The sequence below is a fragment of the Marinobacter sp. PE14 genome, assembly GCF_053566155.1.
In genome coordinates this window covers 22,885-46,119 of the sequence record NZ_JBQXNY010000006.1, presented here as the reverse complement: position 1 = coordinate 46,119, position 23,235 = coordinate 22,885, and the positions used below count along the sequence as shown (strand labels likewise).

At 56.9% G+C, this 23,235-nt stretch carries 22 protein-coding genes and 1 tRNA gene; 6 read left to right on the top strand and 17 right to left on the bottom strand.

The window, feature by feature from the left end:
* Positions 1 to 32 precede the first annotated feature (32 nt).
* The 3 genes from ACWJ62_RS17510 to ACWJ62_RS17500 all read right to left on the bottom strand — a co-directional run bounded on the left by ACWJ62_RS17510 (position 33) and on the right by ACWJ62_RS17500 (position 2,826).
* Complete coding sequence (locus ACWJ62_RS17510; protein WP_449287348.1) at positions 33 to 1,595, bottom strand: ABC transporter substrate-binding protein; 1,563 nt, start codon at positions 1,593 to 1,595, stop codon at positions 33 to 35.
* A 156-nt stretch (positions 1,596 to 1,751) separates the two neighbouring features.
* Positions 1,752 to 2,477: an LrgB family protein gene (locus ACWJ62_RS17505; RefSeq protein ID WP_449287475.1), complete on the bottom strand. Its 726-nt coding sequence runs from the start codon at positions 2,475 to 2,477 to the stop codon at positions 1,752 to 1,754.
* The gene (locus tag ACWJ62_RS17500) at positions 2,467 to 2,826 is read right to left on the bottom strand and encodes a CidA/LrgA family protein (RefSeq protein WP_449287347.1); all 360 of its coding nucleotides are present in this window, start codon (positions 2,824 to 2,826) and stop codon (positions 2,467 to 2,469) included. Before ACWJ62_RS17500 ends, ACWJ62_RS17505 begins: the two co-directional genes overlap by 11 nt.
* Positions 2,827 to 2,901: 75 nt before the next feature.
* Between ACWJ62_RS17500 and ACWJ62_RS17495 the strand changes: the two genes are divergently transcribed.
* A complete protein-coding gene (locus tag ACWJ62_RS17495) occupies positions 2,902 to 3,447 on the top strand; it encodes a YaeQ family protein (RefSeq protein WP_449287346.1) in 546 nt (181 codons plus the stop codon).
* Between the two features lie 194 nt (positions 3,448 to 3,641).
* A tRNA-Arg gene (locus tag ACWJ62_RS17490) sits at positions 3,642 to 3,718 on the top strand.
* 439 nt (positions 3,719 to 4,157) lie between these two features.
* Here ACWJ62_RS17490 and ACWJ62_RS17485 read toward each other — a convergent pair.
* From ACWJ62_RS17485 to ACWJ62_RS17475, 3 genes are read right to left on the bottom strand one after another with little or no spacing between them, the layout of a single operon-like run.
* Complete coding sequence (locus tag ACWJ62_RS17485) at positions 4,158 to 7,280, bottom strand: efflux RND transporter permease subunit (RefSeq protein ID WP_449287345.1); 3,123 nt, start codon at positions 7,278 to 7,280, stop codon at positions 4,158 to 4,160.
* Positions 7,277 to 8,572, bottom strand: coding sequence for an efflux RND transporter periplasmic adaptor subunit (locus ACWJ62_RS17480; protein WP_449287344.1), 1,296 nt, complete (start codon positions 8,570 to 8,572; stop codon positions 7,277 to 7,279). Before ACWJ62_RS17480 ends, ACWJ62_RS17485 begins: the two co-directional genes overlap by 4 nt.
* Before the next feature lie 5 nt (positions 8,573 to 8,577).
* Complete coding sequence (locus ACWJ62_RS17475) at positions 8,578 to 9,846, bottom strand: TolC family protein (protein WP_449287343.1); 1,269 nt, start codon at positions 9,844 to 9,846, stop codon at positions 8,578 to 8,580.
* Positions 9,847 to 10,112: 266 nt separating this feature from the next.
* On the opposite strand from ACWJ62_RS17475, the gene ACWJ62_RS17470 reads away from it, so the two are divergent.
* Complete coding sequence (locus tag ACWJ62_RS17470) at positions 10,113 to 10,397, top strand: hypothetical protein (RefSeq protein WP_449287342.1); 285 nt, start codon at positions 10,113 to 10,115, stop codon at positions 10,395 to 10,397.
* A 149-nt stretch (positions 10,398 to 10,546) separates the two neighbouring features.
* Positions 10,547 to 10,813 (top strand): hypothetical protein, encoded by a 267-nt coding sequence (locus tag ACWJ62_RS17465; RefSeq protein WP_181259083.1) that lies wholly within the window; start codon positions 10,547 to 10,549, stop codon positions 10,811 to 10,813.
* Positions 10,814 to 10,932: 119 nt separating this feature from the next.
* Here the strand turns inward: ACWJ62_RS17465 and ACWJ62_RS17460 are convergent, their stop codons facing one another.
* The 10 genes from ACWJ62_RS17460 to ACWJ62_RS17415 are packed head-to-tail and all read right to left on the bottom strand — an operon-like array spanning position 10,933 to position 19,937.
* Positions 10,933 to 11,421, bottom strand: coding sequence for a hypothetical protein (locus ACWJ62_RS17460; protein ID WP_108019656.1), 489 nt, complete (start codon positions 11,419 to 11,421; stop codon positions 10,933 to 10,935).
* Entirely contained in the window at positions 11,409 to 12,539 is a 1,131-nt protein-coding gene (locus tag ACWJ62_RS17455) for a hypothetical protein (RefSeq protein ID WP_449287341.1), read from the bottom strand. The genes ACWJ62_RS17460 and ACWJ62_RS17455 overlap by 13 nt, the downstream gene beginning before the upstream one ends.
* Positions 12,532 to 15,039, bottom strand: coding sequence for an FtsX-like permease family protein (locus tag ACWJ62_RS17450; RefSeq protein ID WP_449287340.1), 2,508 nt, complete (start codon positions 15,037 to 15,039; stop codon positions 12,532 to 12,534). Before ACWJ62_RS17450 ends, ACWJ62_RS17455 begins: the two co-directional genes overlap by 8 nt.
* Positions 15,036 to 15,722, bottom strand: coding sequence for an ABC transporter ATP-binding protein (locus ACWJ62_RS17445; RefSeq protein WP_449287339.1), 687 nt, complete (start codon positions 15,720 to 15,722; stop codon positions 15,036 to 15,038). Before ACWJ62_RS17445 ends, ACWJ62_RS17450 begins: the two co-directional genes overlap by 4 nt.
* Positions 15,723 to 15,731: 9 nt before the next feature.
* Positions 15,732 to 16,478 (bottom strand): outer membrane lipoprotein-sorting protein, encoded by a 747-nt coding sequence (locus tag ACWJ62_RS17440; protein WP_449287338.1) that lies wholly within the window; start codon positions 16,476 to 16,478, stop codon positions 15,732 to 15,734.
* Positions 16,479 to 16,519: 41 nt separating this feature from the next.
* Complete coding sequence (locus tag ACWJ62_RS17435) at positions 16,520 to 16,939, bottom strand: c-type cytochrome (protein WP_449287337.1); 420 nt, start codon at positions 16,937 to 16,939, stop codon at positions 16,520 to 16,522.
* A 37-nt stretch (positions 16,940 to 16,976) separates the two neighbouring features.
* Positions 16,977 to 17,891 (bottom strand): DMT family transporter, encoded by a 915-nt coding sequence (locus ACWJ62_RS17430; protein ID WP_449287336.1) that lies wholly within the window; start codon positions 17,889 to 17,891, stop codon positions 16,977 to 16,979.
* A gap of 60 nt (positions 17,892 to 17,951) precedes the next feature.
* On the bottom strand, positions 17,952 to 18,602 hold the full coding sequence (locus ACWJ62_RS17425) for a methyltransferase (protein WP_449287335.1): 651 nt from the start codon (positions 18,600 to 18,602) through the stop codon (positions 17,952 to 17,954).
* Positions 18,595 to 18,825 carry a DUF2933 domain-containing protein gene (locus ACWJ62_RS17420; protein ID WP_163982083.1) on the bottom strand — a complete coding sequence of 77 codons (231 nt, stop codon included), beginning with the start codon at positions 18,823 to 18,825 and terminating at the stop codon, positions 18,595 to 18,597. The genes ACWJ62_RS17425 and ACWJ62_RS17420 overlap by 8 nt, the downstream gene beginning before the upstream one ends.
* Before the next feature lie 41 nt (positions 18,826 to 18,866).
* Entirely contained in the window at positions 18,867 to 19,937 is a 1,071-nt protein-coding gene (locus ACWJ62_RS17415) for a YncE family protein (RefSeq protein WP_449287334.1), read from the bottom strand.
* Positions 19,938 to 20,125: 188 nt separating this feature from the next.
* On the opposite strand from ACWJ62_RS17415, the gene ACWJ62_RS17410 reads away from it, so the two are divergent.
* Complete coding sequence (locus tag ACWJ62_RS17410) at positions 20,126 to 21,418, top strand: hypothetical protein (RefSeq protein WP_449287333.1); 1,293 nt, start codon at positions 20,126 to 20,128, stop codon at positions 21,416 to 21,418.
* A gap of 41 nt (positions 21,419 to 21,459) precedes the next feature.
* Here the strand turns inward: ACWJ62_RS17410 and ACWJ62_RS17405 are convergent, their stop codons facing one another.
* On the bottom strand, positions 21,460 to 21,918 hold the full coding sequence (locus ACWJ62_RS17405; RefSeq protein WP_041338076.1) for a hypothetical protein: 459 nt from the start codon (positions 21,916 to 21,918) through the stop codon (positions 21,460 to 21,462).
* A 784-nt stretch (positions 21,919 to 22,702) separates the two neighbouring features.
* On the opposite strand from ACWJ62_RS17405, the gene ACWJ62_RS17400 reads away from it, so the two are divergent.
* The gene (locus ACWJ62_RS17400) at positions 22,703 to 23,215 is read left to right on the top strand and encodes a DUF411 domain-containing protein (protein WP_449287332.1); all 513 of its coding nucleotides are present in this window, start codon (positions 22,703 to 22,705) and stop codon (positions 23,213 to 23,215) included.
* Positions 23,216 to 23,235: the final 20 nt, after the last annotated feature.

Genomic DNA, 23,235 nt, shown 5'->3' with positions numbered 1-23,235 from the left:
TCACTCCAGCGCCGGCCGGCCATCAAAGGCAGTTACTCAACAACCAGGTCACCCAGGTACGGGAAGTTCATGACGTTGAGCACCGGCTCAATGTTCACGTTCTTCTTCGAGGCCCAGGCCAGGTCCTGCCAGTGCAGCGGAACAAAGGCGGCATCGTCGTAAAGACGCTGTTCCACTTCCTGCAGCATGGCGGCACGCTTATCCAGGTCGGTCTCGACGTTGGCCTGCTGCACCAGAGCGTCAATTTCTGGGTTGCAGTAGTTGCCGGCGTTGTACTGGCCAGAACCGCTGTCGGCATCCGGGCAGAAGGTCAGGAACTCGTAGAAGTTGGCGGAGTCCTCGGTATCCGCGTGCCAGCCGATCATCATCATGTCAGCGGCGCGGTTGTCATATTCCGGCCAGTACTGGGCTTTCGGCAGGGTCTTCAGATCCACCTTGATGTTGATGCGTGCCAGCATGGCAGCCACCGCCTGAGCGATCTTGTCGTCGTTCACGTAGCGATTGTTCGGCGCCATCATGGTGATGGTAAAACCGTCCTCGTAACCGGCTTCCTTCATCAGCTCCTGGGCCTTGGCCACATCGAAGCGCGGTGTCAGGGACTCGTTGTAGCCCTGGTAGCCTTCAGGCGACATCTGGGCGGCGGGGGTAGCGAAGCCTTTCATGATCTTGGCAGCGATGCCTTCCTGGTTGATGGCGTAGGCAATCGCCTGGCGCACCTTCGGGTTCTTGAAGGCTTCCACCCGCTCCTGGTTCATGTGGAACAGGATGATGCGGGTGCCACTCATGGTGACCAGGTTGGCGTTCTTGTCGTTGCGGATCCGCTCCAGATCATTGGGCGGAACCGGGGCGATAAAGTCGACACCACCGGACAGCAGGGCAGACACCCGGGTGTTGTTCTCTTTGATCGGAGTCAGCACGATCTTGCCGACGTTGCCCGGGGACTCGGTATCCCAGTAGTCGTCAAAGCGCTCGAACTCGACGCGGACACCCTGCTTGCGTTCAGTCACGGTGTAAGGGCCGGTGCCCGACAGATTCTCGGATGCGAAGGAGTTGCCATGCTTGAGGATGGCGCTCTTGTCTTTGCCGTCTTCGGTCTGGCCGCTGTAGAACTCGCTGTCGAACGGGAAGATATAGGTGGCGGTGTTCAGCAGCAGCGGATAGGGCTCGCTGGTGACTAGCTCGAAGGTGTAATCATCGATGATGTTGATGCCGCTGAAGGGCTTGAAGATGGCCTTGAAATCTTGGCTCTGCTTCAGGCGGTCGAAGGTGAACTTCACATCCGCGGTCGTCAGCTCGTTGCCAGAATGGAACTTCACGCCCTCGCGGAGTTTGAAACGCATGGTGTTTTCATCAACCCGGGTCCAGCTCTCTGCCAGGCGCGGCTCGAAACCAAGATCCTTGGTCCAGCGCAACAGCGGATCAAAGGTCATGTGGGACAGCTGGAGAATGCCACCAGACAGCTGCTCATGAATGTCGAGGGTCACGGGGTCGGCGTCGTACGCCATCTTCAGTTCCTTGGTCGCCTCGGCAGACAGGGCTACCGGCGCCGATGCCAGGGCCATGGAACCGACAAATGCTGCAATCAGTTTTTTCATCGCGTTTTCCGTCGCTGTTTTAGGAATTTTCACGGAACATCGGCGCAGAACGGCGCCGAATACCTGGCCAACAAGCTAGTCTCGGAAAACACTTAGGGCAATCGAAATTGCGACATGGGGTTATACGCCAGGTGAATGACCTGATTTGGCGCAGTCTTAAAGCCGGAAAACCAGAGGCAGGATCAGGGCAGTAAACACGCCGGTAAGCCCCATCCCCAGAGACGCAAACGCTCCCGCGGTGTGGCTGATTTCAAACGCCCGGGCAGTGCCAATGGCATGGCCGTTCAACCCCAGGGCAAAGCCCAGAATCCGCTCGTCTTTAACGGGCAAAAGCCGCGCCAGCAGGTCAACGAAGAGGGTTGCCACCACGCCCGTGATCAGAAGCCCGCCCATCATCAGAGGCACCGAGCCACCCAACTGCTCGGTAATACCGATGGCTATCGGTGCCGTTACCGACTTGGGCGCCAGCGAGGCCAGGACCTCCGGCGTCGCGCCCAACGTCCAGCCAATCACGACGGCGTAAACCGCCGCCATGGTGGCGGCAATCGGCAGAGTGACCACAATCGGGCGCCACATGGCACGGATATGGTGCATCTGCTGGTACAGGGGAATCCCGAGGGCCACAGTGGCAGGACCCAGCAGCACCGTCAGCCAGTGGGCGCCCTGCTGATAGTCCTGATAATCCACCGTCAAAATCGCAATGACGCCGGCCAGCAGACACGCCGACAAGACAACCGGCGGCAGCCACAAGGGCCGGCCAATGCGGGAGAACAGCCAGTTGCCGGCGAAAAAGGCGCCGAGCGTCAAGCCGATTGCCAGAATCGGGGTGGCGGCAAGCAGATCCGGCAAGGCCTGGAAGCGGGCGAAGACTTCACTCACGATCGCTCACTCCCCTCGCCGTCACTGCCTTCATCAACAATAAGGTAGTCAGCACACTCAGAAAGGTGCCCATCAGCAGTGCCGCAGCAACAGCCAGCCATTGCCCCGAGAACTGATCGGCAGTGAAAAACACGCCCACAACCCCCGGCATGATCAGAAGCACAAGCACCGATATCAGCCCCTGGCTGGCCCGAGCCAGATCATCACTCACACTGCCTTTGACCATCAGCGTGAAGGTAATGACCACCATCCCCAGCACGCCTCCACTGACCGGCAACGCCAGAAGAAGGCGCACAGACTCACCAAGAATAAAAAACAGCACCAGAACCAGAAAACCACGCAACATCGGCATGCGCTTACACTCAACCGGGAAAGAATTGCATTACACTAGCCCAAACCACTATCCCGATACCAATGCAGGAAGCCCATGGCGCTCAAAGCAACCATCCTCAAGGCGACGTTAAACATCGCCGATATGGACCGCCACTATTACGCGGACCATCAGATGACCATCGCCCAGCATCCGTCGGAAACCAACCTGCGCGTGATGATCCGGCTGCTCGCCTTTGCCCTGAACGCCAGTGACACCCTGGAATTCACCAAGGGCCTGAGCACCGATGACGAGCCAGAGCTTTGGCAGAAAGACCTGACCGGCGAGATTGACGTGTGGATTGAACTGGGCCTGCCCGAGGAAGACAGAATAAGAAAGGCCTGCAATCGCGCCGGGAAAGTGATCCTCTATACCTATGGCGATCGAGCCTTTCCCGTATGGTGGGACAAACACCACGGCAAGCTGGAACGTTTCGACAACCTCACCATTGTTCACCTGCCGGGCGACAGCACTGAGGTCCTGGCCGAGCTCGCCGACCGCTCCATGAGCTTCCAGGTGACCATCCAGGACGGCGAGGTAACCTTCAGCAACGACAACAACCTGGTAACGATTACCCCCGAGCAGCGACTGCCCCAAAACTGAAGGCGGGACTTGCCTTCAGGGGCTGGACAGAGACCGGCTACGCACGTAAGATTGCGCACTCGAAATCGGCGAGCCATCGTCGAACTCGAAGCGCCCGTAGCTCAGCTGGATAGAGCGTTGCCCTCCGGAGGCAAGGGTCAGAGCAAAAATCCGGAACCGAAGGCAACGGTCAAACATGCCAAACTTGTTGAAATCCGCCCGTAGCTCAGCTGGATAGAGCGTCGCCCTCCGGAGGCGAAGGTCTCAGGTTCGAATCCTGACGGGCGGGCCATTAACATGGCAAATCAATGAGTTATCACCAAGGCAATACCCTCACCTGTATCGCTCGCGCTTGAGCAGTCCGAACACCTCCGATTCGATCAGTGACCTTTGCACGGTAAGATTAAAAGCAGGAATTTTTCTCGATTATTGCGCCTGTGCCCAAATGGTGCCCTGGCAGTGCCCAGTTATTTTAGGTGAATGCATCGCAACCTACCGACGTGACCTTTGCACTGTTTTCACCTGACTCTCTTCATGGCACAGCCGCGCTGCGCCATCCAAGCAGACATTTTCACTTGGCACCCTCAGCTTTGGTCGCGAAGCGAACGTTCAGGCAAATAGATTTAGGAATATGCGCAGTAGAGGGGTAGGCACCCTGCGAATGATCGTGATAACCGGTATAGACGTGATAGCAAGGTGCCAGGCCGAATCCTGGCACCTTGCTATCGGCGTTACTCACTAAGAGTTCGCTGTTTCCAGAGATAAAAGAGCACAGGAATCACTAGCAACGCCAGAATGACAGCGGAAATCATACCGCCCACCATGGGTGCTGCAATCCGGCCCATCACCTCCGACCCTGTACCGGTGCCAATCATAATGGGCACAAGCCCCCCGATAATGGCGGCCGCCGTCATCATGATTGGCCGAACCCGCATACCGGCACCGTGTAGTACGGCATGGCGGAGGGTTTCTCGCCTTGGCTTCAGCCCTTTGTCTTCACACGTTTCCAGCATTGCGTTATAGGCCTGGTTCAAATACACCAACATTATCACTCCAATCTCCACGGCAACGCCGGCCAGCGCGATGAAACCGACACCGACGGCTACCGAAAAATTATAGCCAAGCAGATACATCAGCCAGATAGCACCGATCATCGCAAACGGCAGCGTGCCCATAATAATTCCCACTTCGGCAAAACGGCGGAAGTTAAGAAACAGCAGGATGACGATGATAGCCAGCGTTAACGGCACCACATAGGTCAGTTTTTCCTTCGCACGGAGCATGTACTCATACTGGCCAGACCAGTTGATTGAATAACCAGCCGGCAGATCCAGTTCTTCACCAACCGTGGCCATGGCTTGCTCGACATAAGTTCCCACATCAACGCCTTCAATATCCACAAAGGTCCAGCCATTCAGCCGCGCGTTTTCACTCTTAATGGCCGGCGGGCCATCCTCCACGCCGATATCCGCCACATCTGCCAGGGCAATACGCTGGCCGGATGCGGTCACGATGGGCAGTTGTTCCAGCTTCTCGGGCGAATCCCGGTAATCTTCCGGATAACGAAGATTAATGGGATACCGCTCAAGTCCCTCGATGGTTCGGGAAACGTTGATGCCACCAATCGCCGAGGCCACAACCTGTTGAACATCCGCGATATTCAGCCCATAACGAGCGGCACGCTCACGATCAATATCCACCTTGATGTAGCGGCCCCCAGCGACTCGCTCAGAGTAAACGGAGGCTGTACCGGGGATGTCGACCATGACTTCCTCAAGGCGTTTACCGATGTTCTGGATGACGGCAAGGTCCGGACCGGCAATCTTGATGCCCACCGGCGTTTTAATACCCGTTGCCAGCATATCGATACGCGTGATGATCGGCATAACCCAGGCATTGGTTACCCCCGGGAACCGAATCAGAGTATTGAGCTCCTGCTTCAGCTTTTCGGTGGTCATGCCCTCCCGCCATTGATCCCTCGGCTTGAGCTGGATGAAGGTCTCGATCATCGTCAACGGCGCCGGATCGGTAGCGGTATCCGCCCGCCCCACTTTGCCGAACACGGTTTCGACTTCGGGGACGGTGGCGATCAGCTTGTCCGTTTGCTGCAACAGCTCCCGTGCCTTACCAATGGAAATGCCCGGGTAGGTAGTGGGCATGTACATCAAGTCGCCTTCATCCAGTGGCGGGATGAACTCACTACCGATTTTGGTGGCTGGCCAAAGGCCCACAGCCAATACCAGCAACGCAGCAATAACCGTCGTTTTCGGGAAGCGTAACACCAGCTTCAGAACCGGCATATAAACGCCAACCAGCAGACGGTTCACGGGGTTCTTGTGCTCCGGCAGCACCTTGCCACGAATGAAATAGCCCATCAGCACCGGCACCAGCGTCACCGCCAGGGCAGCACTCGCCGCCATGGCGTAGGTTTTGGTGAACGCCAGGGGCGAAAACATCCGCCCTTCCTGCGCTTCCAGCGCAAACACCGGCACAAAACTGACAGTGATGATCAGAAGCGAGAAAAACAGCGCTGGTCCGACCTCAGAGGCCGATCTGGCCACGACCTCCCATCGGTTCTCAGGGGTTAACGGGGTTCGCTCCATGTGTTTGTGCATGTTCTCGATCATGACGATGGCGCCATCAATCATCGCCCCGATCGCAATGGCAATCCCCCCGAGTGACATGATGTTGGCGTTGATTCCCTGCCAGTGCATGACAATAAAGGCCGCCAGAATACCCACGGGAAGGCTGAGAATCGCCACCAACGACGAGCGGACATGGAACAGGAAGATAATGCACACCAGGCCCACCACCAGAAACTCTTCAAGCAGCTTGAACCCGAGATTGTTGACCGCCCGCTCAATCAGACCAGAGCGATCGTAAACCGTCACCACCTCGACGCCTTCAGGCAAACTGGATTTCAGGTCTTCCAGTTTCGCCTTCACGCCATTAATGGTTGCCTGAGCGTTCTCACCAAAGCGCATCACCACAACACCGCCGACGGTTTCACCTTCCCCATTCAGTTCGGCAACCCCACGCCGCATCTGCGGGCCAACTTCAACGGTGGCCACATCTTTCAGCAATATGGGGGTACCGTTATCATCGAGGCCTAATGGAATCGACAGAAGATCCTCACGAGACTTTATATAGCCAGACGTGCGCACCATGTATTCCGCCTCGGCCATCTCGATCACGGAGGCGCCCACTTCCTGGTTGCCTCTCTTGATGGCGTTCTGGATGTGAGCCAGAGGAATTCCCAGCGCCCTGAGTTTTTCCGGGCTGACCTTGACCTGGTACTGCTTCACCATACCGCCTAGCGCAGCCACCTCAGAGACACCCGGCACCGTTTGCAGTTCGTACTTCAGGAACCAGTCCTGCAGGCTGCGCAACTGGCTTAGGTCCTGGTTCCCAGTGCGGTCTACCAGCGCATACAGGTAAACCCAGCCAACTCCGGTAGCGTCTGGCCCGAGCTGAGGCCTTGCAGAGTCTGGAAGGCTGGGCGCAACCTGGGACAGGTATTCCAGTACCCGTGAGCGGGCCCAGTACATGTCGGTGTCTTCATCGAAGATCACGTAAACATAGGAGTCACCGAAGAACGAGTATCCCCTGACCGTTTTCGCGCCCGGTACCGAGAGCATGGCTGTCGTCATCGGGTAGGTCACTTGGTCTTCCACCACCTGCGGCGCCTGGCCCGGGAAACTGGTTTTGATAATGACCTGCACATCGGACAGATCCGGCAGAGCATCCACCGGCGTTTGTTTCAGCGAATAAAGGCCGAGCCCTGTGATAAGCAACGTCGCCAGCAACACCAGGAAGCGGTTACGAATAGACCAGTGAATAATAGCGGCAATCATGACTCGCCCCCGCCATGGCTCATGGTGCTGTGATCCATGCCTTCATGATCCATCCCCTGCTCATCCATATCCTGAGGGGATGACATCCGTTGGAAGTCCGAGGTTTTGCTGGATTCCGAATCGATCAGGAACTGGGCGGATGTGACCACCGTGTCGCCTGGCGAGAGGCCATTGAGTATTTCCGCATACTTGTCGCCGACGCGCCCAACGGTCACGTTAACCGACTTGAAGGCGCCCTCTTCCATCGCCAGAACCAGTCGGTCGCTCTGTCCGGTGCGGATGACCGACTCCCGTGGCACCAGAAACTGCCGCTGTCCCCGTTCGCCCTGAACATCCAGGCGAGCGAACATGCCTGGCATCAGGACACCATCATCGTTATCAAAGCGCATCCGCACTTGCGCCGTCCGGGTTTTCGGGTTCACTTCGGGGTAGACGTAATCCACGTTTCCGCGCCACTCGCGACCGGGCATGTAATCCAGTGTCATCTGCACCCGGTTACCAGCCTCTACGGCGGAAAGCTGGCTTTCAAACACTTCGCCGATCACCCAGACCTCATCCAGCGCGGCAATCGATAAAACCCGGTTTCCGGGCTTGATGAACATACCCTCACGAACATTCAGATTCTCGATCACCCCGGAACCCGGAGCGTAAACCGTCATGGTTCTCTGGACTTCGCGCTTCTGGCGCAGTTGGCTGATCAGACTAGCCGGTACGTTCAGCGCCAACAATCGCTCGGTAGCAGCATCAACCAGTCTCTGATTGCCACGGTTCATCGCGAGAAGCAGTTCTTCCTGCGCATTCACAAGGGTGGGCGAGTATAGCGTGTACAAAGGCTTGCCTTGCTCAACAGGCTCGCCCTCGGCTTTGACATAAAGCGCTTCGATCCAGCCTTCAACACGAGGGTGCACGTGGGCCATCTCGTCTTCGTTGTACTGCACGTAGCCTAAGGTAGTAATGTTGTTAGGCAGGCGCCCCTGAATCACCGGCTCCGTTCGAACCCCAAGGTTGTTGACGACCGTTGGTGAAATTCGGACCGTGCCGGCTGGATCCTCAGCTGACCCACCCTCCTCGTATACCGGGATTAGATCCATCCCCATCGGGGATTTTCCGGGTTTGTCACTTTTGAAATTGGGGTCCATCGGGGCTACCCAATACAGCGGCTCCTTTGGGCCAGAAGCGGCCATTTCAGCTGCAGGCGTCGAAGTCGCGTCAGTGTCAAGCCAGTACGTGGCCCCTGCACCGGCGAGGCCGCCGAGCAATACAAAGCCCAAAGGGCGAGCAAAATTAGCCATGATGGTCAATCCTGATAACGATTCAGTGAAAAGGAAGGTATGTCGGAAGTGTCGGACGTCAGATAACGGAAACTCGCCAGATTCTTGGCCCGCTCGGCCATCATCTGTATCAATTCAACCTGGGTATTAAGCTCTGCAATTCGCGCTCGTACCGCTTCGGCGAAGTCGCCGTCATCGTTGTTGTAAGCAGTCAATGCTGCGCTTGCCTGCGCCTCCATTTGCGGCAGCAAGGTCTGTTCATAGAGCTCTATGCGGTCATCCAGTCGTTCGATCCGGGCCACGGCCGCACGGGCTTTGGCATGAAGTCCCCGGATCTGCAAAATACGTTCTGTTTTTGCCGCCTCCAGTCGCGCCACTGATGCATTCAGTTTTCGATCCTGCCGGTTGCCCGTAAAGATCGGGAGATCAAAGCCAATGCCTACAGAAAACAGGTCGGCCCTGTCCTGACCGTTTGGTGCCCGCTCCCTGTATCCATATTGTGCAGATACTGACCATTCCGGCTTGTAGGCCTGGCGAGCCAGGTCAACGTCAACACTCTGGGCATCAATCAACTGATCAGTCGCGCGGATTGACGGATGGCGGATCAGTGCCTCTGCGGATGTTTCAGCCCAGCCCAGAGGAAACACTCTCAGCAACTCGTTGGGTACATCTTTACTGACAGCCAGCTTGGCCTGGTCCGGGCCTATCCACTCTGCCAACGCCTCGCGGTTCGATGCCTGTTGCGAATGCAGCACCGTCAGCCGGTCCTCAAGTCGAGTCAATTCTAGCGAGGCACGGATAACATCCTGCTGCCTGGAGCCCATGCTTGCTGAGGCATACCCAGCCTCTGCGACATCCTCTAACTGTTGAAACAGCGTGCGGTTATCTTCAATCAGTCCGATGCTTTGCTGGGATCGCCAAACCTCAAGCCAGAGATGGGTTACCGATTCCTTGACCTGCGCCCGGCGGTTCTCGCGTCGAAAAGGCTGAACGCCTGCCATTTCCTGTTTTTTTGCGCTGGCCAACTGACGGCTATTACCTCGCGGAATTCGCTGGGTAAATCCAATGGTGGCCTGAGTCATTGGCTCCTGTCCGGTATCAAAAGTATCCGTGGGCAAATTCGCGGCACCAATCGTCATCCGGGGGTCCGGGAGTGCCCCGTCGGCAACAGCTTCTTCCAACAGCGCATCCTGCATCTGCACACTCTGACGCAGCCAGGGATCGTTCTCGATGGCCGCATCAATCGCGACGGTTAACTCAAGTCTGGGTGCCGTCCAAGCGGGCAAACTGGTCAAAACCAGAGCACCGAGAAAGGCCGGCTTTATAAGGTGAGGAAGAATGGACAACGTTATATCTCCATTAAAATTTTTCTGAATCGCAATCTTATAGCGCTTATCTGAAACCAAACTGAATTGCAGAACGAAAATGCACAATTTGATTTACATCAAGACACTGTTATTCCTGAAAAAAGTTACTTTATTTTATATTATTTAGTTTCTTTCAGGATCAATTCAGAAACCGATGTTTTAATTAACTCACCAACCAACTAGGAGGTGTAAACATGAAAACGTTACTTATATTTGCAGCAGCAGTTACTGTTTCAACATCCGTACTCGCCGGCAACATGTCAGACAATAAGGACATGAAGGCCATGCACAGCCAAATGATGGACAAATCATCTATTGAAGAAATACTTAAGAATGAAGAGATGCAGCGCTTACACAGAGACATGACACGTAATGCGATGTCCGAAGGGGGCTTTGAGGCTCGCGTGCAAATGATGACGGAAGAAGGCCGGGCTTATCATAAGGCGCTGAAACAAAGGCAAAAAAATACCGCAGGGTAATTCCTACGGTAAAGTCAACTGGTGGAGACGCAAGCGTCAGCTGGCTCGGGCTTCGAGCAGTCGACGCTCTGATCACGCTCAAGTAAACCACAGAAACCTGAAACTGAACTGAATTTCTTGAACGGTTTAAGGCAATTAAGGAGAGCATCATGAAAAAAATCATTATCGCTGCCGCAGCTGCCACTTTATTTTCTACCATGGCCACTGCCAATTCAGGGTTGGCCGACCGGATTAATGAAGCGCGCACTTACCCGAACAAAACAGCCAGCACCGAAAGTACGCAAATGCACTGTATGAAAAACAAACAAAGCGATCGGCATATGGGTAAGCATCAGGTAATCCGGGGTGAGTTACGACATTTAAATTACGAAGCAAAGGATTCAGATGCCCATTCCATGGGTCATACTCATTCCTGATAAAAGCAGTGATTATTAAGTAAATAAATAGTCGATCACCTTTTATAAAAGGTGATCGACTATTTATTGAATATTTAAACTTTTAAAGGTACCTCCCCTCAGTTTCCATAGTGAATCTTTCATTTGGCTCTCAAGGTCAACCATCCAAGAAACATCCATTCGACGACTAATACCGTTAGCAGTGGCAGGAAGACCCATTGAGCGAGAGGGAGCACCCCGGTGCCTGTCCATGAGAGCACGGGCATCAACTCACTATAGTTCCACCTTTCACCTTCCCCTGTCGCCCAATACTCAAAAACGATCGTTACAACTAGTCCGCCTGCAAGGTAAACCGACAGACTGGTTCGTCTCCAGCCGCTCACTGCCCAAAACCAGTCCCTTGATATCAATGCCGCAACGGCATATGCGCCGATGGCTATATTGGCATCTCCGATAGTGGCGCGGGTGCATAACCACACCACATCCAAATGACGGGCCTCAGTCATATCGGTGAAGAACGGAACCTGCACCATTTCCCAGAAAAAGTGCAGAAAAAAACTGACGCCCCAGATCATCAGAACGAGTACAACAGCGGCTCCTGGCCGGTAGGTACTATTCAGAAAAACCACTGCACCTCCATCAATCCTAATGGTTCAAGTCTTCCGTACTCGCTCTCTCTGTCACCCCCGAACCACTGGGCCCCAGCAGTGAAATAGATCTCGTGGCTCAGCGGTAGTATCCACGTGGATCTCGGGTAAAGCACCCAACTGGCATCATCGACATTCCGGATGGTCACCAGCCGATACTGCCAGAAGGGGGTGATATCCTGCCATACCAGAAGCCCGGCATAATGGCGCCCTGCATAGACTGGTTGCGTGGACACCAGGCCGGCCAAGCCAGGAAGTCCCGGTGATACGGGCCGACCATTGTAGAAATATTCAACGGCTAGGTTGAGTCCGTTGCGAAATGCCCAATTCAAATCTGCAACTCCTTGCCAGTAGCTGTCCCCGGCATCCGGCTCGCTCCAGACGAGCTCAGAACGCCAACCGGTGCCAGCCACTGAGCCACTGCCGCTGAAACCCGCTTTGGTGACGTCGGCGAACTCACCCACCATCAATCCTGCATCAACGCCGGCGAAAAAACGCTTGGCCCGCACCGCCGTGCTGGCATTCTCGCTACTATCCTGCAGTGCATGAACGGCACTGAATCGGCCGGTTGCGCCCCAGGATCTATCCCATAACAGGGCGTCTACGCCAATCCGTTCATCGGGCTCCAACTGAAGAGGGCTGACAGGATTGAGGATGTCCATGGGGTTCCATATCAGGGCAGTGGACCAGTTGACCTGTTGACGCCCCAGTCGGAAGTCGCCTACCGGCGAGCGCCATTGCAAGGTACCCCGGTAGAGTTGGTGGCGGGCGACCAGATCCCCGGACTCATGGAACTCGTCTTGCAGCGTCCAGTAGCGCGGGTCCGGCGCACTCTTGAGTATTGCGAATTCCGGTGAATCCAGGAAGCTGCCGGTAAGCAGCTCCAGATCGTAAGCCGCCTCCAGAGTCCAATCGCCCTGACGGTAGCGCGGCTCCAGGCGCAGCCGGGTCAGATTGGACAGGTAATGGTCACCGTCCACCAGCGAGCGTGAACCCACTGTCTGATTCTTGAGGGAGCCAGAATGGCTGAAATCCCCCTGGACCCCGGACGCTGAAAGGGCCGCCAGAAGCCCCAGAATGGGGCGAAACCGCCTAACCATGGCGAATGGCCTCCACTGGGTCCAGCCGGGCTGCCCGTCGCGCCGGGTACAGCGCCACCAGCACCGAGCAGGCGAACAGCAGCAGGCTGGGCAACCAGACATGGTCGATGATGAGCACCGGGTACACCTTGTCGGTGATGCCGGGAATGGTCTCGAAGGAGCCAGCGATGGCAGACAGGTCGATGCCGCTGCGGTTCAGCCAGGTGACGAGCAGCCCGCCCAGCACTGTGCCCGCCACCATGCCCAGCAACGCCAGGAACAACGCCTCGAACAGGATGGTCAGCACCAACTGGCTGCCCCGGGTGCCCAGGGCAAGCATGACCCCCAGTTCCCGGGTGCGTTCCATCACCGACATCACCATGGTGTTCATCACCCCGATGGCCACTACCACGAACACCACGGACAGAATCAGGTAAAAGTCGATCTGGGTCATTTCGATCATCTGCACCACCACCGGCAACAGGGTTTCCCAGTCCTGGGCCATCAGTTGGGTATCGGCCAGTTCGCCATTGAGCCGTCCGGCCAGCGGCGTGCTCTGAGTGCGGTCCTGCAACCGCAGGGCGATGCGCGAGGCCTGGTCCGGGGCGAACCCTGCCAATTGGCGGGCCTGGGCGATGTTCAAGAACACGTATTCGCTGTCGAACAGGTCACTGCCGGTACGGTAGATGCCACGAATGGGATAGGCGCCGGAGGCCAGGTCACCGCCGGCCTGCTGAACGGTCACCACCAGCTTGTCGTTCAGGCGGGCGCCCAGCTCGTCCGCCAGCTTTCGACCGATGACGACGCCATCACCACCAGTCTGAACGTACCGGCCTTCCACCATGTAGCGGGCCAGTTGGGTAACCTGCTGCTCCTGATCCGGCGCCACGCCCACCAGCTCCATGGGCTGGCTGGTTTTGGGATTGGCCACCATACCTTTCAGCAGGATACGCGGGGCGGCGGCCTGAACGGCGGGTTGATCGCCCAGCGTCGTCAGCTGTGCGCTCACATTGTCGATGCGTAGTTGGGGCGAAAGGTCCACATCGTGCCCCTTCGCCATCACCTGAACGTGGCCACTCAGTTGCTGGGTGGAATTGCGGATCATCTGCTCAAAGAAGCCGTCGGCAAAACCGTAGAGAAACAGATAGGCCGCCAGACCGAAGGCCGTGGCCGAGGCGGTGATGAGCGAACGGCGAGGGTTGCGGAAGACCGAACGGAGGGCCATCTGGGCAAAGATCACGACCATCCGGTTAGACGTCACCTCGCTATGGATGCGACGTAACCGGTTGGTGGCACTGCGGTGGGCATCCATAGCCTCCAGGGGCGTATGACGGCTGGCAATCCAGGCCGGCAGTATTGCTGCCAGCAGGGCCACCACGATGACCACCACGCCGATGATCGCCCAGCGATCGGGGCTGGTGGCGGGATAGACGATGCCGCTCAGGCCGGGCATGGTATCCATCGCCTTGATGTAGGCGGTGAAGTCCAAGCCATGGCTGGCAAAGTAGGCGGTTACCGCCAGCCCAAGGGCCAGGCCGAGGGCATAACCCACCAAGGCCAGCAGCGCAGTCTCCAACAACACCAACTGCACAATGCGCGAACCCGAGGTGCCCACCGCCATCATGACGCCGAACTCCCGCCCGCGCTCCATCACCGACATCAGGATCGTGTTGACGATACCGGCGGCCACCACCACAAACACCACCAGGATAACGATGTAGGTCACGGCATTGTGAAAGTCCACCATCTGCATCAAAGACGGCATCAGCTCGGGCCAGCCCAGCACCTCCACCTGTCGCGCCTGTAATTGCGGTTGCAGGCGGTCTATCACACTTTGCAACTGGTCGGGGTCGGCCACCCGGGCGGCCACTTCAGTGACCCGGCCCCAGAGCGCGTAAAGGGCCTGAGCCGCCTCCAGGGGAACCTGAGCAACCTGGCCGTCTATGCGTTTGACGCCGGTTTCAAACACCCCCACCAGGGTGAAACGATCTGCGCCGATGGAGCCGTCGGCGGCCTGCACCACCAGCGCCAGTTCGTCGCCCACCTCAGCTTCCATGGCGTGGGCCGCGCCAGTGCCGAGCAGGATTTCGTTTCCAGATTGCAGGTAGCGACCTGCCACCAGGGAGCGGTCGAGCCGCGTCACCGCTTTTTCCCGGGCGGGGTCAACGCCGATCACCTGCATCGCCCGGGATTGGTCGGCCAGGCTGGCCAGGGCGTGGCCGGTCAGGCGCGGCGCTGCGGCCGTCACCCCTTCGGTTTCGGCCACCGCCTGAGGCAGATTCCATTGTTGCGGCAGGGCGATGTTCATTTCCCGTTCGTCATGGAAGCCGCGCTTGTGAACCTTGAGATCACCGGTGACATAGCCGGTCATGTTGTTGATCATCTGGGCGTTGATGCCGTCGATGAACGCCCACAGAAACACCAGGCCCGCCACACCCACGGTCAGCGATAACAGGGTGATCCCCGTGCGCCGTCGGTTGGTCCGCAGGTTACCGAGAGCCAGCCGCAGCGAGGCCATCATGGGCGGCGTTCCTCGCGTTCGATCTGGCCGTCCTTGAGATGGACCACCCGCCGGGCACGCTCCATAACCATGGGATCGTGAGTGGAAAAAACGAAGGTGACGCCCTGCTCGTCGTTGAGTCGGCGCATCATGTCCAAGAGCGCCGCGCCAGTCTTGGAATCCAGATTGGCCGTGGGCTCGTCGGCCAGCACGATGGCCGGTTTGCTGACAATGGCCCTGGCCACCGCCACCCGCTGCTGCTGGCCGCCAGAGAGCTCATTGGGCAGTCGGGTTTCCAGCCCGCCCAGCCCCACGTCAGCAAGGATCGCCCGGGCCAGCCGGCGGCGCTCGCCAAAGGGCACACCCCGCAGCATCAGCACGTATTCCACGTTTTCCTGGGCCGAAAGTACGCCAATCAGGTTGTATTCCTGAAACACAAAGCCGATCTTCCACAGGCGCAGGACGGTTCGCTTCTTGCGGCTCAGGCCGGTGATCTCCTGGCCATTTATCTGAATTTTACCGGAGGACGGTTCATCCAGCGCTCCGATCTGGTTCAGCAGGGTGGTCTTGCCGGAGCCGGACGGCCCCACCAGCGTGGTGAACTCCCCGGCCTCGATGGCCACCGACACATCGTCCAGAGCTTTCACGGCAACGCTGTCCTGGCGGTAGATGCGGGAGGTGTGTTCGACATTCACAAGCGTCATGAGCATGCCTCACTGTGGATTGCGCAAGCGGCGCAGAGTGAACAGGTCGTCGTCAAGCGGAAGATCGAACTCGATGGCGTCAATCTCAATCACCGTGCGGGACTTGGGGTTGTCCGCATCCACCATGGTCCAAACGGTGGGAATTTTCCGGCCGCCCAGACTGTTAATGTCGCTGTAGGTGATGGTCTTGATCGCCCGGTCCCGTTCGCCGAAATAGGTCATGGCAACCGGAATGTGATCGTCACGGATCTGGAATTCCAGGCGGCTCCAGACCACCGGCGCGTCGGGCCTGGGGGTGGAAACCACGCGATAGGTCGTCGCCCCGCCCTGCTCTTCGCTGTCGGTCACTTCATGGGTGTAGTCATCAACAAACGAGCTTTCCTTGACCAGGTCGTCGTTGCTGAAGTTCGAGCCCATCCAGGGTTGCAGCATCATCGAGGGCGGGATTTTGAGGGTGCGGTCCACCTTGGGCAGGTAGTTCCACATGGCATCGCCTATTCGTAGCGAGCCGATGCCGGCTTCCTTCCTGGGGGCGTGGATGCGGATCAGGGTTTTGTCCGGCCGGTCCATCCAGGCTTCCAGGTCCAGTTCCCGGGTCCAGTATTCGGTTTCTATACGCATGGTGAAACGGCCGTGGTTGCTGTCCGACCACAGGGTGGCCTCCATCCCCTCAATCAATGATTCCGCCGAAGGCGCACCACCCAGCGCACTGCCCGGAAAAACACTTAGAAAAGCCACCACCCATAAACATTTCATACCCTGCCTCCTTGAGTTAATCGTCTGATTACCGAGAGAAATCAGAGCCCACTCCTTTCAGACCATGCCTCATAGATCCGCTTTTCCCATTTGCTCTGGAAATAGGCGATAGCGGCTTTTTGATCGTCCCTGGAGAGCTCGCCTGCGAAGGCCGGCATTTTCCCACCCATGGGGGCGCCACCTTGATTGATCGTACCCATCAGCGTGTCGAACGAATGGTGCCAGGCATGGCCCCTTCCGTTGAGCGGTGGCGGCGGATAGGAGCCATCCCGCAGGGGCTTTTTCCAATTGAAAGCCCCTTGGGCATTGCCGCCATGGCAGCTTGCGCAGTTGTCGTCGAAGACCATTGCGCCGCGCTCGACCTGGGCCTGTGTGTACCAGCGGTCATCCACCGTCTGTTTACCGCAGCCGCTGATTAGCGCGACCAAAAGAACGCCTAGTGAGATTTCTGCCATATGCATCATTTTGCTCCTCGACTTCATGGGCACCAGAAGCACGCTACCGATAAACCTTATTCGGTGCACTTTTCCTGATTGGAACCAGGATAATCACCATAAGCCCAACCACAGTGATCACGACCCCCGTAATTTCAACTGCACTGAATGTCTCACCAAAAAATAGCGCTCCGATCATTAATCCGAAGGCCGGTGTCAAAAACGTAAAAGGGTTAAGCTTATTTAAAGGCGCTCTGGCCAGAAGCTCGTACCAGAGCACAACCATTAACGCAGTTGCCGGAACGGCAAGCACGAAAACAGCTCCGGAAAATGACCAGGTCCAGTCCACCTCAAAGCCTTCACCCACCAACATGGAAGCGACAAACAAAAACGCGGCGCCCAGGACCAACTGAATTCCCATCGGCCAGTACACCTCCCCCTCGCCAGCCTGAAGCTTTAACAGAACGTTACCAATTGCGGTCCCTACGGCACCAACAAGCACATACACCGCCCCTATGAAGCGATCCGTTCCGAAGTCAAAACCGGGTGACGCGAGAACAGCAACGCCAACAAAACCAATGAACAAACCCAAAAACAGACGGACTGTGATGGCTTCCCTGAGTACAAAAATCGACAGTATCGCTGCGAACAAAGGTTGCGCATTCGCCAGCACGGTGGCGACGCCTGGCCCTACATTGCCCGCCCCGAGAAACATGCCACCCAGACCTAGGGCGGTGTAACTGAAGCCAATTAACGCGAGCATCGCCAGGCGCCTGAATGAACAATGGAAGCTGTGCCCCATTTTCAACCCGATACCAATCAAACAGGCGCCAGCAAAAAATGCTCTCAGCGACGCAAACAGTAACGGGGGGGCATTCGGCAACCCAACACTTATAAATGGAAAGCAGATGGCCCAAAGAATCGCCACCACCACCATTCCGACAACCGTTTGCGATGAAAGTGACTGATTAGATGACAACTAAGAACCGCTCCCTGACAATCATTCTGGACCTATGCCCCCCCGCGGTAAAAACCACCGCTACGCCTTGCGCCTCAAATTCCCCAATCGCGGAATAAAACGGGGAGTTCTGGCTGCATAGGCCCGCCAATCGGAGCCGAACGCTTTTTCTGTTTCACGCTCCTCGTAAATAGACAGGCGCGAGTACATCCACACCAGCACCGGGAACATGGCCAGCGTCAGCAGCGTTGGCCACTGCAGCAGAAAACCGAACATGATGAGCACGAAGCCGGAATACTGGGGGTGGCGAACGTGGGCATACAGGCCGGTTGTGGCCAACTGCCCTGCCTTTTGCGCGGCATACAGGGTACGCCAGCCAGCCGCAATCAGATAAAACCCGAGGCCAATAAACACTGTGCTCAAGAGATGAAACGGCCCAAAGTGTGGGGACCCCTTCCAACCAAACAGCATTTCCAGCAAGTGGCCACTGTCGTGAGCCAACCAGTTAACGTTGGGATACTGGCTCTGCAGCCAGCCGGAGAGGAAGTAGAGCGTCAGCGGGAACCCGTACATCTCGGTGAACAGTGCCACCAGAAACGCGCTGAAGGCACCAAACGAACGCCAGTCCCGGCGGGTCTGTGGTTTGAAGAAACTGAAGGCGAAGAATATGAAAATCGCCGAATTCAGCACCACCAGGCTCCAAAGGCCATAATCCGATGCACCATCAGTCATCACGCTGCTCTCCACTCTTTCCCGGTTGCTCTGCCTGGTGGTTATGTCCGCCATGCCCTCCATGCCCTCCATGCCCTCCGTGCATAAAAATATGGATCAGCGGACAAGCAAGCAGTATCAGCCAGGGCAAGGCGCCAAGCAGATGAACCTTGTGTTCTCCCCAGAGTAAAACCAGTGCGATCACGGCAAATATTGCCAAGGTAATTTTAAAGCGTCGATCCATGAGCGGTTCCTTTGCGAAAAAACCAGTGTCAGAACAGAGTACTAATGGGCTTCAAGGGATATCTGATGGCCTATGCCGCTCAGCGCGATCTCATCAACCACATCGAGGGATTCCGGGTCGAGCACCCAAAGCTTGTTCTCTGCCCGACTGGTCACCAGTAGCTGGCCATCGTAGGGAGAGACCGCAAGATGATAGGGCGCAGGAGCCAGCGGTCTGGTGTGGCGGGCGCCGCTGGCTAGCTCAATCCGGACCACCTGGTTGCCGCCCTGGCTGGTGGCATATAAGGTCTGGCCATCTACGCTCAAGCCAACGCCATGGGGCGCCTCCCCAACCTCGTACCGGTTCTCCACCGCGCCTTTGGCAAGCTCAAGGGCAAGAACCTGGCCGGATGCAGCATCATTCACGTAGAGCCGCTGGTTGCCGGGGGCAAGCACCATATGCTCTGGGTTGCCGCCAACCCGCAGGTTGCGCTCGACGAACCAGTGCTCGGTATCCACTTCGCTGACCGTGCCATTACCGGTATTGCTGACCAGGAGGGATTGGCCGTCGTCGGTTTGCACCAGATAGTTGGGGGCCGGCCCCGTCGCCACAGTTTTGACCAACTGACCGGAATCCAGATCCACAACGCTGATACTGCCACTAGCAGGATGCGTGGAAACGGCATAGCGACCGTCGGAAGTCGCCAGCACATGGTGCACCGGCCCCGGCACTTCCAGTTTGCGGTCAATCGTCTTTGTGGCCGTGTTCACCAAATAGAGCAGCCCGGTACTCCCTGCTTCCAATTCAGTAGACTTCCCGCCCCCATGATGAGCGGCGTGTTCATCTTCTGAAACGCCTTCGGGGCGACTAACCGGCTCCTGACGATCATGCGCCGACAAACTACCCACCACCAGATACCGGCCATCCGGGGTCAGTGCCGAACCGTGGGTATTCCGTGTGCCGCCAATGGACGACGTCACCTTGCGGTTTTCCAGATCAATAACGCCGACGGCATCCGCTGTGCCCATGGGAACAAATGCCCGGTTCGTGTCTGCGGCCACCATCAGCGAAAAACTCATAGCGACACTGGCCGTAATTCCAGCAATCCACTGTTTGCGCAACGAATGTTTCATAGCGTGCCCTTTTTGGTCAGAGAGTTTCAGTAAGATTTCCTCGCCCGGTTAGCAAAATCCCGAACAGGCATGGTCATTACTTGGCAGTCCATCACACCAAGCTGAAACAGGCCTGAAAACAGTTGCGAAACATGCATCCGTTTGACCAGAATCAAGGTGGAACGATTCACAATGACCATGGACGACCAATGCAAGACGAGCCCCAGGAAAACCAGCGAACAACCAAAACCCACGCCGACCAGCTCAACCGGCAGTGTTACTGCATCACTCTTGATCGGAAAGCCCTCACCGATACCCTCAAAAAGCAGTTTTCAGACGCCGGGAACGAATCGTCGGCGGTTCCCGAGCTCCACCACCTGTTTTCAAACACGCCGGTTTTTGTACCCCGGGCGGACATCGCGACGATGGAGCGGATCGTTCAGGCGATCGAATCGGCTGCCGAGCTTCCGTTCTACCGGGAACGAGCTCTGTCCTGGGCGCCCGGCATCGCGGGTTTTGATCCAGGCCCCATCGGGGCCTTCATGGGCTACGACTTTCACCTGGGCGAGAACGGACCTCAGCTGATCGAAATCAACACCAACGCCGGCGGCGCATTTCTGAACACGGTATTGGCCCGGGCTCAACACCGATGTTGTGACCCGTCCCAGCAGACCGCTGGCACCAACCGTGCATTGGATGGGTTCGAGGACGCGGTGTTTTCCATGTTCCAACAGGAGTGGCAACGCCAAGGTGGCGACTCGACGCCCGGTTGCCTGGCCATTGTGGACGATGCCCCAGAATCCCAGTTTATGTTCCCGGAATTCCAACTGGCCCAGCAGTTATTCCAGGCCAGAGGCATTGAGACCTTGATCCTCGACCCATCGGAGCTTGAGTATGTTGATGGCGCTCTGAGCGCCCACGGCAAGCCTATCGACATGGTGTACAACCGCCTGGTGGATTTTGCCTTGGAGGCCCCGGCTCTTGGAGCATTAAGGCGCGCCTACCTCGACGGCGCGGCGGTCGTCACGCCCAATCCACGCGCCCATGCGCTTATGGCCGACAAACGGAACCTGATCCTGCTATCTGATGCCCAAACCCTGCGCGACTGGGGCCTGAGTGAAACCGAGGCAGGATTTCTGGATAGAGCTGTACCGAAGACCCGGCTGGTTTCAGCAAGTGATGAGGCGGAGTTGTGGAGCAACCGGCGTAAACTGTTTTTCAAACCGGTGGCGGGCCATGGCAGCAAGGGCGTCTATCGGGGCGAAAAACTGACCCGCCGCGTTTTCGAAGAGATCCTGAAGGGTGATTACATCGCGCAGAACTTCGTTCCCGCCGGAGAACGCACGCTGAGAGTGGATGGCACGGTCACCACCAGAAAGGTCGATATCCGTTTGTACACCTATGCTGGGCAACTTCTGCTTTCCGCCGCACGGGTTTACCAAGGCCAGGCCACTAACTTTCGTACCCCAGGCGGTGGGTTCGCACCCGTCTTTCAGGTGTGATCACTACCGCTTACCCTGGCCTCTCGATCTATTTGGTTGCTTTAAAGGTCGTCCATGCGCCCTACCTGGCGAGCGAGACGCATGGATTCGTTCTGCTCCATGGTCAACAGTGATTCCAGCAGTTCCTTTGCTTCTGGAATCTCGGCCTTTCCAACCAGTGTCTTGTAGAGATCAATAATCTGATCGTGGAAGTCAAAGACCTCGCGGGAGATGCCAGCAAAATCAAGCTTTGCGTAGGGCTCGTCGCAGGTTCGGTGAGTTTTGATCGGGTTATGAGAGAGGTAGTCGATAACTCGGGTCTCCAGGGCCTTCGCATCTCCCTGGCGCTCAAACTCGTTTACGATGCGCTCCATCTCGGACTCATGGGTTGCCAGGTAGTCCAACAGCGCCCTTGCCCGTTCCTCTTCATTCTTTGTTGCGCAATGGGACATGCAACGTGCCAGGTTCGCATGAAGATCACGTGTCCACTCAATCAGCTCTCGAAATGTTCTAATGTCCATTCCAGATTACCTCTTACACATGGTTAATGATGTTGGATGCAAAAACACGTCCTTGTTCGGGCCCAGGAGGGAGTCGGTGACGTTCTGTCAGCAAACCACATTCACCTGAATTCAAACTGAATGACCAGAGCGGTCCGGCTCGGACGTTGATCTCAATCAAATGCCTCATCGCCCGACAAAAATAACATTGTCGTAGCTTGACGTATGACCAGATCAAAGGTTTTATATTGAATAAAAGGGACATCAGGATCGCTATAGCCGTTCAACTCATGGAAACCAACATGCCTTCTCGCCAATTCCTTGCAGCATTGTTAAGCATTCTGCTGTTAATCGGCGGCCCGACTCAGAGGCTTGCCGGGGTAGCGAATACCGATGCGGCGAACACGAGCATCAGCGCAGCCGACTGGGACGGAATGACCCAGACCAGGGCCAGTACCTCAGGCATAAATCATTCCAAAATGGCTGTGGATTGCGATACCTCCGAGCAACAAAATTGTCACCGGGCGGCCTCTCACTGCGCTTCAGCTTCGGTTTATGGCATGGCCACAGCAACATCAGTGCCTTCCATTCAAACTGCTGCCCACGTTGACGCCATACCTTTCTGGGCGGTTTACCGCAGCCCGATTTCCGATGTCCTGACACCCCCACCTGACACCCTCTCCTGATCCTCTCACAGCTTCATCACCGTGGGCCGCAACGCCCGGAAAACCGGATTTACATTCATATTAACAGGCTGGACCGGCTTCACAGAGTCATAGGCGGGCAAGCCTGTCAGGAGATCACCATGAAGACCAGAAAACTTGCCCTTTACACTGGCGTAGCTGTCATTGCGCTCGCCGCCGGCGCCACCACGCTGGCAATCCAGGCCAACGAATCCGCCGAAACATCACCCCCTCCGGCCTCGGTCAGCCAATCCGGGCCGGCCATTACCATCTATAAAAGCCCAAGCTGTGGCTGCTGTGAGGGGTGGGTTGAGCACCTTGAGGCTAGCGGCTTCAAGACCCGGGTAATCGATACCGACGACGTCAGTGCGATCAAGCAGACCCATGGCGTACCCGGAGAGCTAGCCTCCTGTCACACCGGGCTGATCGGTGACCTGGTAATCGAGGGCCATGTGCCGGCGGACGATATCCTCGCTTACCTGGAAAACCCCCAATTCAATACCGTCGGACTGACAGTTCCGGGTATGGTCCAGGGCAGTCCCGGCATGGAAACCGGGCGAAAGAACGACTACCAGGTTATCGCCTTCCGCGCCAACGGCCAGCAAAGCGTATTCCGCGAACACAGCGATTACTGAGACCAGTCCCTGCCAACGGC

Bases quoted from the DNA above. Each gene is read 5' to 3' on its own strand.
- ACWJ62_RS17510 (WP_449287348.1), bottom strand. From the start codon at position 1,595: ATGAAAAAACTGATTGCAGCATTTGTCGGTTCCATGGCCCTGGCATCG.
- ACWJ62_RS17500 (WP_449287347.1), bottom strand. From the start codon at position 2,826: ATGCCGATGTTGCGTGGTTTTCTGGTTCTGGTGCTGTTTTTTATTCTT.
- ACWJ62_RS17495 (WP_449287346.1), top strand. From the start codon at position 2,902: ATGGCGCTCAAAGCAACCATCCTCAAGGCGACGTTAAACATCGCCGAT.
- ACWJ62_RS17485 (WP_449287345.1), bottom strand. From the start codon at position 7,280: ATGATTGCCGCTATTATTCACTGGTCTATTCGTAACCGCTTCCTGGTG.
- ACWJ62_RS17480 (WP_449287344.1), bottom strand. From the start codon at position 8,572: ATGGCTAATTTTGCTCGCCCTTTGGGCTTTGTATTGCTCGGCGGCCTC.
- ACWJ62_RS17470 (WP_449287342.1), top strand. From the start codon at position 10,113: ATGAAAACGTTACTTATATTTGCAGCAGCAGTTACTGTTTCAACATCC.
- ACWJ62_RS17465 (WP_181259083.1), top strand. From the start codon at position 10,547: ATGAAAAAAATCATTATCGCTGCCGCAGCTGCCACTTTATTTTCTACC.
- ACWJ62_RS17455 (WP_449287341.1), bottom strand. From the start codon at position 12,539: ATGGTTAGGCGGTTTCGCCCCATTCTGGGGCTTCTGGCGGCCCTTTCA.
- ACWJ62_RS17450 (WP_449287340.1), bottom strand. From the start codon at position 15,039: ATGATGGCCTCGCTGCGGCTGGCTCTCGGTAACCTGCGGACCAACCGA.
- ACWJ62_RS17445 (WP_449287339.1), bottom strand. From the start codon at position 15,722: ATGACGCTTGTGAATGTCGAACACACCTCCCGCATCTACCGCCAGGAC.
- ACWJ62_RS17440 (WP_449287338.1), bottom strand. From the start codon at position 16,478: ATGAAATGTTTATGGGTGGTGGCTTTTCTAAGTGTTTTTCCGGGCAGT.
- ACWJ62_RS17435 (WP_449287337.1), bottom strand. From the start codon at position 16,939: ATGCATATGGCAGAAATCTCACTAGGCGTTCTTTTGGTCGCGCTAATC.
- ACWJ62_RS17425 (WP_449287335.1), bottom strand. From the start codon at position 18,602: ATGACTGATGGTGCATCGGATTATGGCCTTTGGAGCCTGGTGGTGCTG.
- ACWJ62_RS17420 (WP_163982083.1), bottom strand. From the start codon at position 18,825: ATGGATCGACGCTTTAAAATTACCTTGGCAATATTTGCCGTGATCGCA.
- ACWJ62_RS17415 (WP_449287334.1), bottom strand. From the start codon at position 19,937: ATGAAACATTCGTTGCGCAAACAGTGGATTGCTGGAATTACGGCCAGT.
- ACWJ62_RS17410 (WP_449287333.1), top strand. From the start codon at position 20,126: ATGCAAGACGAGCCCCAGGAAAACCAGCGAACAACCAAAACCCACGCC.
- ACWJ62_RS17405 (WP_041338076.1), bottom strand. From the start codon at position 21,918: ATGGACATTAGAACATTTCGAGAGCTGATTGAGTGGACACGTGATCTT.
- ACWJ62_RS17400 (WP_449287332.1), top strand. From the start codon at position 22,703: ATGAAGACCAGAAAACTTGCCCTTTACACTGGCGTAGCTGTCATTGCG.